This window comes from Aeribacillus pallidus, from assembly GCF_050478865.1.
Taxonomy (GTDB): Bacteria; Bacillota; Bacilli; order Bacillales; family JACDOC01; genus JACDOC01.
In genome coordinates this window covers 57,953-65,307 of sequence record NZ_JBCNBW010000008.1, presented here as the reverse complement: position 1 = coordinate 65,307, position 7,355 = coordinate 57,953, and the positions used below count along the sequence as shown (strand labels likewise).

General features: G+C 32.3%; 7 protein-coding genes and 3 pseudogenes. 1 reads left to right on the top strand and 9 read right to left on the bottom strand.

The window, feature by feature from the left end:
• Window positions 1-149: 149 nt before the first annotated feature.
• From ABES52_RS02930 to ABES52_RS02895, 8 genes and pseudogenes are all read right to left on the bottom strand, one after another.
• Window positions 150-359 carry a hypothetical protein gene (locus tag ABES52_RS02930; RefSeq protein WP_429648753.1) on the bottom strand — a complete coding sequence of 70 codons (210 nt, stop codon included), beginning with the start codon at window positions 357-359 and terminating at the stop codon, window positions 150-152.
• A gap of 135 nt (window positions 360-494) precedes the next feature.
• Window positions 495-1,115, bottom strand: coding sequence for a hypothetical protein (locus tag ABES52_RS02925; RefSeq protein WP_429648751.1), 621 nt, complete (start codon window positions 1,113-1,115; stop codon window positions 495-497).
• A gap of 171 nt (window positions 1,116-1,286) precedes the next feature.
• A complete protein-coding gene (locus ABES52_RS02920) occupies window positions 1,287-2,132 on the bottom strand; it encodes an RHS repeat domain-containing protein (RefSeq protein ID WP_429648749.1) in 846 nt (281 codons plus the stop codon).
• Window positions 2,133-2,386: 254 nt separating this feature from the next.
• Window positions 2,387-3,316, bottom strand: coding sequence for a hypothetical protein (locus tag ABES52_RS02915; RefSeq protein ID WP_429648747.1), 930 nt, complete (start codon window positions 3,314-3,316; stop codon window positions 2,387-2,389).
• 833 nt (window positions 3,317-4,149) lie between these two features.
• The gene (locus ABES52_RS02910) at window positions 4,150-4,659 is read right to left on the bottom strand and encodes a hypothetical protein (protein WP_429648745.1); all 510 of its coding nucleotides are present in this window, start codon (window positions 4,657-4,659) and stop codon (window positions 4,150-4,152) included.
• Window positions 4,660-4,869 (bottom strand): annotated as a pseudogene (locus tag ABES52_RS02905) (toxin C-terminal domain-containing protein); the annotation flags it as partial. It lies immediately after the preceding gene.
• 292 nt (window positions 4,870-5,161) lie between these two features.
• Window positions 5,162-5,857, bottom strand: a complete 696-nt coding sequence (locus ABES52_RS02900) for a hypothetical protein (RefSeq protein WP_429648743.1) — start codon at window positions 5,855-5,857, stop codon at window positions 5,162-5,164.
• Window positions 5,858-5,881: 24 nt separating this feature from the next.
• The gene (locus ABES52_RS02895; protein ID WP_488168053.1) at window positions 5,882-6,838 is read right to left on the bottom strand and encodes an RHS repeat domain-containing protein; all 957 of its coding nucleotides are present in this window, start codon (window positions 6,836-6,838) and stop codon (window positions 5,882-5,884) included.
• On the opposite strand from ABES52_RS02895, the pseudogene ABES52_RS02890 reads away from it, so the two are divergent.
• Window positions 6,826-7,077: pseudogene (locus ABES52_RS02890) on the top strand (IS1634 family transposase); the annotation flags it as partial. The gene ABES52_RS02895 and the pseudogene ABES52_RS02890 overlap by 13 nt on opposite strands.
• Before the next feature lie 31 nt (window positions 7,078-7,108).
• On the opposite strand, the pseudogene ABES52_RS02885 reads toward ABES52_RS02890, so the two are convergent.
• Window positions 7,109-7,351 (bottom strand): annotated as a pseudogene (locus ABES52_RS02885) (DNRLRE domain-containing protein); the annotation flags it as partial.
• Window positions 7,352-7,355: the final 4 nt, after the last annotated feature.

Here is a 7,355-nt window from a genome sequence, read left to right as displayed (position 1 = left end):
GATAAACGGATCTATCCATGTAGCTAAAGAATAAGTTTCTTGAATTATTTTCACTAGACTTTCGGGAGTATTGATTGAAATTTTATAAATTGCCCACATTCTATCAAGTAAATCAAAGTTACCTTCTATTTTGTAATAACCTTTTTACTTCAATCATATAGAAGATTGAGCCCTCCATAGAAATACAAGTATAGAGGAAATTGATTCTTCTTTAATAAAAAGTCAACTAGAAAATTCTCAAACTTTTCAGTTTCGTCTACGTTTTCTGGAGAAATCGAGAATTTCATTTCATTTCCGTTATTGTTTGTTAAAACAAAATCTCCACTTGTTGGTTCTAGTCTTAACTCCACCCTGAACATTAAATGTGGCCTCCTCTACCAAACGTATCTGTATTTTTCTCTTTCCTTTGCATTTCTCTGAGGCAATAGATTCTGTTTTTGGTTAATATTTGTTAAAAATTCCCAAAAATGTATGCATAGCATTTGTAAATGATTCTAATAGTATGTTGTTAACGTAGGTACAACAAAAGATGGTAGCGTTTCGCAAATTCTTCTAAAATCGGAAAATTTATCATCATTACTAATAGTATAGATGGATATGGAGTCTGTATCGATCCAAAATACACTTGATTCTTCACTTATACGAACAATTACCCTATCCAACATATAAGTTTTTCCGTTATATTTCGTAGGCCTTTTCTCGATTGTAAAAGATTTTTTATTAGATGACCACAATACTAAATCACTTGAACAGTCTACTAAATGAATCATGATATCTTTAAATTGCTTAGCATTTTTTATTTCTACAATATTTAAAATTCGAACGTTTCGATATTCTATTTCATCGTTAAAATTTTGTTGAAAAGTAATTCTTATCCCATTTTTACTGCAGTCTTCTTGAAAAAATTTGTAGACATGATGGGAAAATATGGTGCAAACATATATTGGATATGCTGACAATTGGTTCATCCATTGTGGAATTAATTTTTCTCCCATCTCCAACAAACTAAATTCTCCAAACTTAAATACATACTTACTTGGTCCGTTTACTTCAAATGGAAAATATCCAATATATAAATAGTCTGGAAAGTACCCTATTTGTGCTTTCATTTTCACACTTTATCCCCCTTTCCTAGAATTTCCTACCAAAATCAACTTTAGAAACAAATATAGTAATTAGTAACAGGTTTTTTATATAGGCGTAGAGTAATTACGCTACACTAACTACTCTGCACATTTCATTATACGTCAAATAAGATAGACTTTAGTCTCTAAATTTACCTAGTGTTAAAAAGGTGCCCATCGGTACTTCCAAGAATTAGGTATGTTGTACCCCTGAGGAACTGATAATCTAAAAACATGGTGTATATCAGGTTTAGGATATATATGGTAGTGCCATACTTTACTCTGCAAAGACTTACCTTTTTTGTTTTTGATTTCGGGAAGTCTATGGTAATCCAATGAAAAAATACGTCCATAACCTTTCTTAATTATCTTCACTACATGATTTTTTGACATGCTAATATCAATATCTATTCCGTTCTTTTTCCAATAATCAGACTTAAATGGTTTCAAGACCTGTTCAGCATATTTTACGATTTTTGTTCTCGCCATCCAAGGACCTGCTCTTGTTAGTAATGGGGTTGCAAATCTTAATACTGCCAATCCAGCTTGAACGACTATCCAAATCCAGTGACCGTCAGGATCAATAAAGATAACAGGATTATTTTTTGTATAAACGTACTGATTAAGCCCTATGGCATCATCTTCAAAACCGTGGAATGTATCTCTTGTTAAAAACCTTCCAATGCTTGGATCATAATAACGGGATGTCAAATAATATAATTTTGTTTCATCATCATAATAGTATCCCGCATATCGTAATGGATTCTGTGATGCCATTGAGCCAGTTTGTGAAAGGACATTCCCCCACGCATCGTATTCATATTCAGCGACAATGTTTCCGTTGGCATCCGTTAATGCCGTTACATCACCGTGTCCGTTTACATTATAATGATACGTTACACCGTTTTTCGTTATCGTAAGTGGTTGACCGTTATCATCCCATGTATATTCAGCAATGCTGTTGTTGTTTTCGTCTGTTTCATACGTCTTAAATCGTAGATTGAGCACGTATAACTTTGTCAATTGTATGTAATGTTGGTGTAATGTGTAAATATAAGTGGCAGATATATACCTGCAGCTGTTGATTGTTGATAAAGGTCATGGGCTCTGTCAAATTGTTATTATTTCATAGAAGAAGGACATGATCGCTCTATTTACAGAGCCTAATGGCTTTTCAATATTTTCCATAATATTACCATTAACAATATAATTTTTATTCGAGATAAGAAAGCCACTGTAAATCTTCACTCTCATACAGAGTATTATAAGTTGTTTTTAAGTATATATCCTTCTTTCCATGTTCCGATGTAAAGATGATGATCATCAGAACTAAATTCTCCAAAGCAAGCATATGGGATTTTATCTGATCTCACAATTGATAAATCGTCATATTTAAGAATAAAAATATATTTACTAAAAGTTAATAATATGTAATTACCGTCATTAGATAAGCCAACGTGATAGAAATAACCAATATCTTTGCCATTCGATATGGATTTCCTATTTATTATCTTGTCAAATTCTTTATTTATTAAAATGATTTCAGTTTCATTAACTAAAATATAGTGCTCAAATATTGGATTATATAAAGCTTTTTCCCATATCATAATTCGCTTGTTGTATATTTCTTCAATAAAACTTTCCTCTATAGGATCTGATACTTTCACTAATTTGTTCTCATAAAATCCTTTTAAATTAATAAAAGTAAGGGTGAATAAGTGTTTTTTTTCAGAAGAAATATATTGATTGTATTCCAGAATGTTATCTTCGTATTGAAAGTTAGTAAATAATTTTCTTTCTCCTGTTTGTATGTTAATAACCCCAATTTGTGCCTTATCTTCACTTATAACTGGGAGAATAATTTGTCGGTTGTCATTAGTAATGTTTATATCTCCTTCTATTAGTCGAAAATTTTTTCTTGATCTAAATTCATTTATCTTTTCGAAATTATTTGTATCATATATATAGATTTGACCATCTGTACTATTTATTAACAAGTGGTTATCATTATTGAAAAATCGTATGTTTGCTGGATAGCTAGGCCTTTTAATTTCTTTAACTATTTCCCAATTATCTTGTCGATAAATGACTGTTTTTCTTTCCATGGTGTGACATAAAAAATGATTATTTTTGGAACATCTAATCTGATGAGAGGTTTTAAGTTTTTTTATTATTTCCATTTGTAGGAGCATAACAACCATCCCTCATGTTTTATCATTACGGGTAAACATTTAGCACAAATGTCATCATTCATACTAAAGTCTACCCGCAATTAATCTTAATTATTCTTTATTAAAATGGAGCGAGTTTACTTCTAACCGAAAGCCAGGTTTTTATAAATTTAAGGGAAGCTTTAACCCTTTTTTTATTTCTTGTATAACTATAACTAGGAACATAAGCTCTATTAACTATACTGTTTACTGCATGAAAGTATTGTTTTCTGTGAAGTCTCCTATGAAATCCCGTTTTTAAATTTACCAGGTTTAAGCTACTGTTAATACCTATTCTAACCTTTTTTTATATATTTCTTGCAGGTGCTGCTGTTTGGGCGACTATATGATGCAATTCATATCTCGATCTATAATTAGGTCTCGACTTTACTCTTGCAAAACTTTGGTTTATTAAAGGAACAATAGCCTCTATCGTTTTTATAGCATAATAAACAAGTGCTGCACCTAAAACTGCTACTAGTGCAGCATACGCTGCAGCAGGGATTACAACTGCGAAATGACCATCAGGGTCAACATACATAATTGGATTATTATTTGCGTATGCTGTAAATTGACAGAATTATACCAACATTAGTGACAGAATTATCCCTTTTTATGCTAAATATCATTTTTAAGTGGGTATAATTGTGTCAAATTTTATGACAGAATTATACCCACTTTATATGCATACTTTTCATGAAGACTTGATTTCAAAGATGTTGTTAATAAAGATCTTCTAATTTTGTGAACGTTTAATCACAGTACCAATAAAAAGTCAGCTACACTGACTTTTTAGAGCCCCTTGAAAATTTTTATTAGCTATACGGTGATTCACAAAGTTCGACGAATAGCCCTGACTTAATAATTTTTTCGATAGCCTTGTCACATTTCAACGAACAACCAATGTACATATAGTAATCAAAACCAAAATGAACAAAAAAACTGTGTTGATATTTAAGTTTACACCAGAGAACTTCTCTTAATACTAGTCTGCATACATGTCCAATGTTCTTAATGCTAATAATATCCCTTTCATGTATTGAATTAAAAAGACTAATCATTTCGTTTGGATATAGTATTTGTCCACTCTGACCTATTTCTTCTAAATTGTATTTCTCTAGATCAGATATTTCTAAAGTCGTAATACCCATATCACTCATGAAATGAAAAACTGCATTCACATAAGCATTTTCTGTCAATAAATACTCATCCATAGTTAAATTGATTCCATCAACATCTGAAAAAGATGTCCATTCATCTTTTAGATAAACATCTCTTTCATTACGATATAGGGGGTTGTATTTAGTTACTCTCCAATAGAACACTTAATCACCAATCCTTTTTAAGTTAGCATCATATGTTCCAAGTCTTGTTTTTTTACTTCCTAAATTCTTTACTGATGTTGCTATTTTCCATACACCACCACTATGAGAGTCAACATCAGGAGTGATATACCTATTACCCTTTTTAAATACTGGTTGACCATGAGATTTATAGCTTGTCTTTTTTCCCAAACTATTTGCTAAAGCAGTTGCTTGAGCAGTAGTTATTCTAACTTTTTTCGAAGTTCTGGCAAGTTTTAAATATTTGCTTATTTTACCAACTTTTATATAATTACCTGCAACCGCCCAGGCAACAGCAGACCATAGTTTGTATCCTCTTTTCCCTTCTGCTTTAGCTTTCTTATAAGCTTTATATCCGTCATACGTAGCCAAAGCTGCATTAAACACAAGCCACACCCAATTACCATCATGGTCAACATAACGTACAGGATTTCCATGGGCATACGCATATTGGTTTAAAGATTTCGGATCGATGTTGCAAAATTTAATATCTATTTATACTACAATATTTTGTATCAAATGTTACCTCATTATAGTTTTTAATTATAAAAACATCACTTAAGGTTCTACAAAATTTTTCGTAATTCCATTGATTTTTTTTATCTAAAAAATCTATACCATCACCATCATAACCAACTATAATTACTGCATTTTGAACATCTAGAAAAATGTGATTATTATAAACTATAAAACAAGGGAGTTCTCCTAACCAAAAGCTCACAAATTCGTTACTTGTGAAGAATGGGAAAAGAAAATCAATTAAATCAGATGCATCGGTACAATTTAAGCTTGTTATTTTGATCAGGCAATACCCATTTACTACAGAATTAGGTTCGCTCATTATTATTCCGTTATAATCAAAAAAATGAATTTGACTGTTTCTTAGATATAGCCAATTTAAAAGCTTTTCTCCCAACCCTTCACTTATAGAAAAGTCATTCATTTGAATCAATATATATATTGGAAATTGATTCAAATCTAATAAGAATTGAGATAAAAAGCTTATATTTTCTGAAGTTTGGCTAATATAAAATCTATTTTTTATTCCCTCTTCTATAGTATAACGAAAGTGTGTTTGGATTGGACACTTCGTTTTATTTTGTAATTGGACAATATCCATTATTTTTTTTTGTTTGCAGCCGTTACAGATTTTATAATTTTGAACATTTAAGGTATACATAATTCAAAAATTCTCCCCTTTTTATTAAACTAATCTGTAGAGAGGATGTTTAGGAACATAATATCCTCTTTTTACAGACCATCCAAAAACATAATGTATTTTAGGGTTTGGAGCTATATGATAATGAAAAATCCTACCAGGTTGTGGTAGCCCTTTTTTATTTTTAATGGCTGGTAAATGATGATAGTCTAAGGAAAATATTCGGGCATCTTCTCCTTTTTTTCGTTGCTTTTTTAAAACTAATACAATCTGGTCTGAATGAGGATTAACTCTAATATCAAACTCTTTTGTAAATTTATTTAATACACGTTTTGCATAAGTGGCTATTTTTGTTGCTGCTTTTAAGCCCCATTTTTTTAATTGAGGGGCCGCATATCTTATTATCATTCTAGCCGCGGCTATCAGCAATGGATTGTGTCCATCATGATCAACGTATATTACTGGATTATTCTTTGTATAAGAATATAAGTTTAAAGATTGCGGATCATCCTCAAACCCATGAAACGAATCTCTTGTGAGGAAACGACCGATATTGGCATCATAATAACGCGCCATCAAATAGTATAGGTCTGTTTCTTCATCGAAATAGTACCCTGTATACCGTATTGGATTCTGTGATGCCATTGAGCCAGTTTGTGAAAGGACATTTCCCCATGCATCGTACTCATATTCCGCAACAATATTTCCATTGGCATCGGTTAATGCCGTTACGTCACCGTGACCATTTACATGATAATGATACGTTACACCATTTCTCGTCATCGTAAGTGGTTGACCATTTTCATCCCAAGTATATTCCGTAATGATGTTGTTGTTTTCATCTGTTTCATACAACAATCGAATCGAGTCACCGTCATAGTGGTAGTAAGTCGTTCCAGATGACGTTGTTTTACTGATTCTTCTTCCTTGATGGTCATACGTGTAGGTAGTGTTATGATAAAGATGGTTCTGTTCGCGAGTATTTACAAATATGTCGTACATTTCGTGTAGACAATAAAGTTCGGCAACAAACGCTTTGTAATCTAGGGAGGTTAGAACATTTATTAGAGAATGGCTCTGTCGATAACATAATCGAGAGATTAGCCAAATTTTCAGAGCGTTACTATGACCGAATTCACGGGCAAGGCTCTTCCTCTTCCGTCTCAATGCTATGGACAAAAGAGTTTGGGCCTGTGTATCTGTCCCGAAAGGCATGGGAAAAGTTAGAGCTTGGCCGGCTACAATAGGATCAACCGTATAGTTAATCGTAATTCTTGGTGTATTATTTCCACTATTAACTGTGTTAAAGGTACGATATGGAGACGTAGTCTCATTTTGTTGTTTTAACATGAACCCGTAGTTTGGTTGTACGCCGTTGTACCAATCTTTGATTAATTGCGTTATTTCCCACTGCCAGTAGGTGTTAACAGAATTACTCGTCGTGGTTGACTCTGGAGAAGCTCCAATAGTCGGCTGTGTATTCCATGTGATAGAAGAAGCCCAGTTACTTGTTATAGGG

Excerpts from the sequence above, each read along its gene's own strand:
- ABES52_RS02900 (WP_429648743.1), bottom strand. The coding sequence starts at position 5,857 with ATGTATACCTTAAATGTTCAAAATTATAAAATCTGTAACGGCTGCAAA.
- ABES52_RS02930 (WP_429648753.1), bottom strand. The coding sequence starts at position 359 with ATGTTCAGGGTGGAGTTAAGACTAGAACCAACAAGTGGAGATTTTGTT.
- ABES52_RS02895 (WP_488168053.1), bottom strand. The coding sequence starts at position 6,838 with ATGTACGACATATTTGTAAATACTCGCGAACAGAACCATCTTTATCAT.
- ABES52_RS02915 (WP_429648747.1), bottom strand. The coding sequence starts at position 3,316 with ATGCTCCTACAAATGGAAATAATAAAAAAACTTAAAACCTCTCATCAG.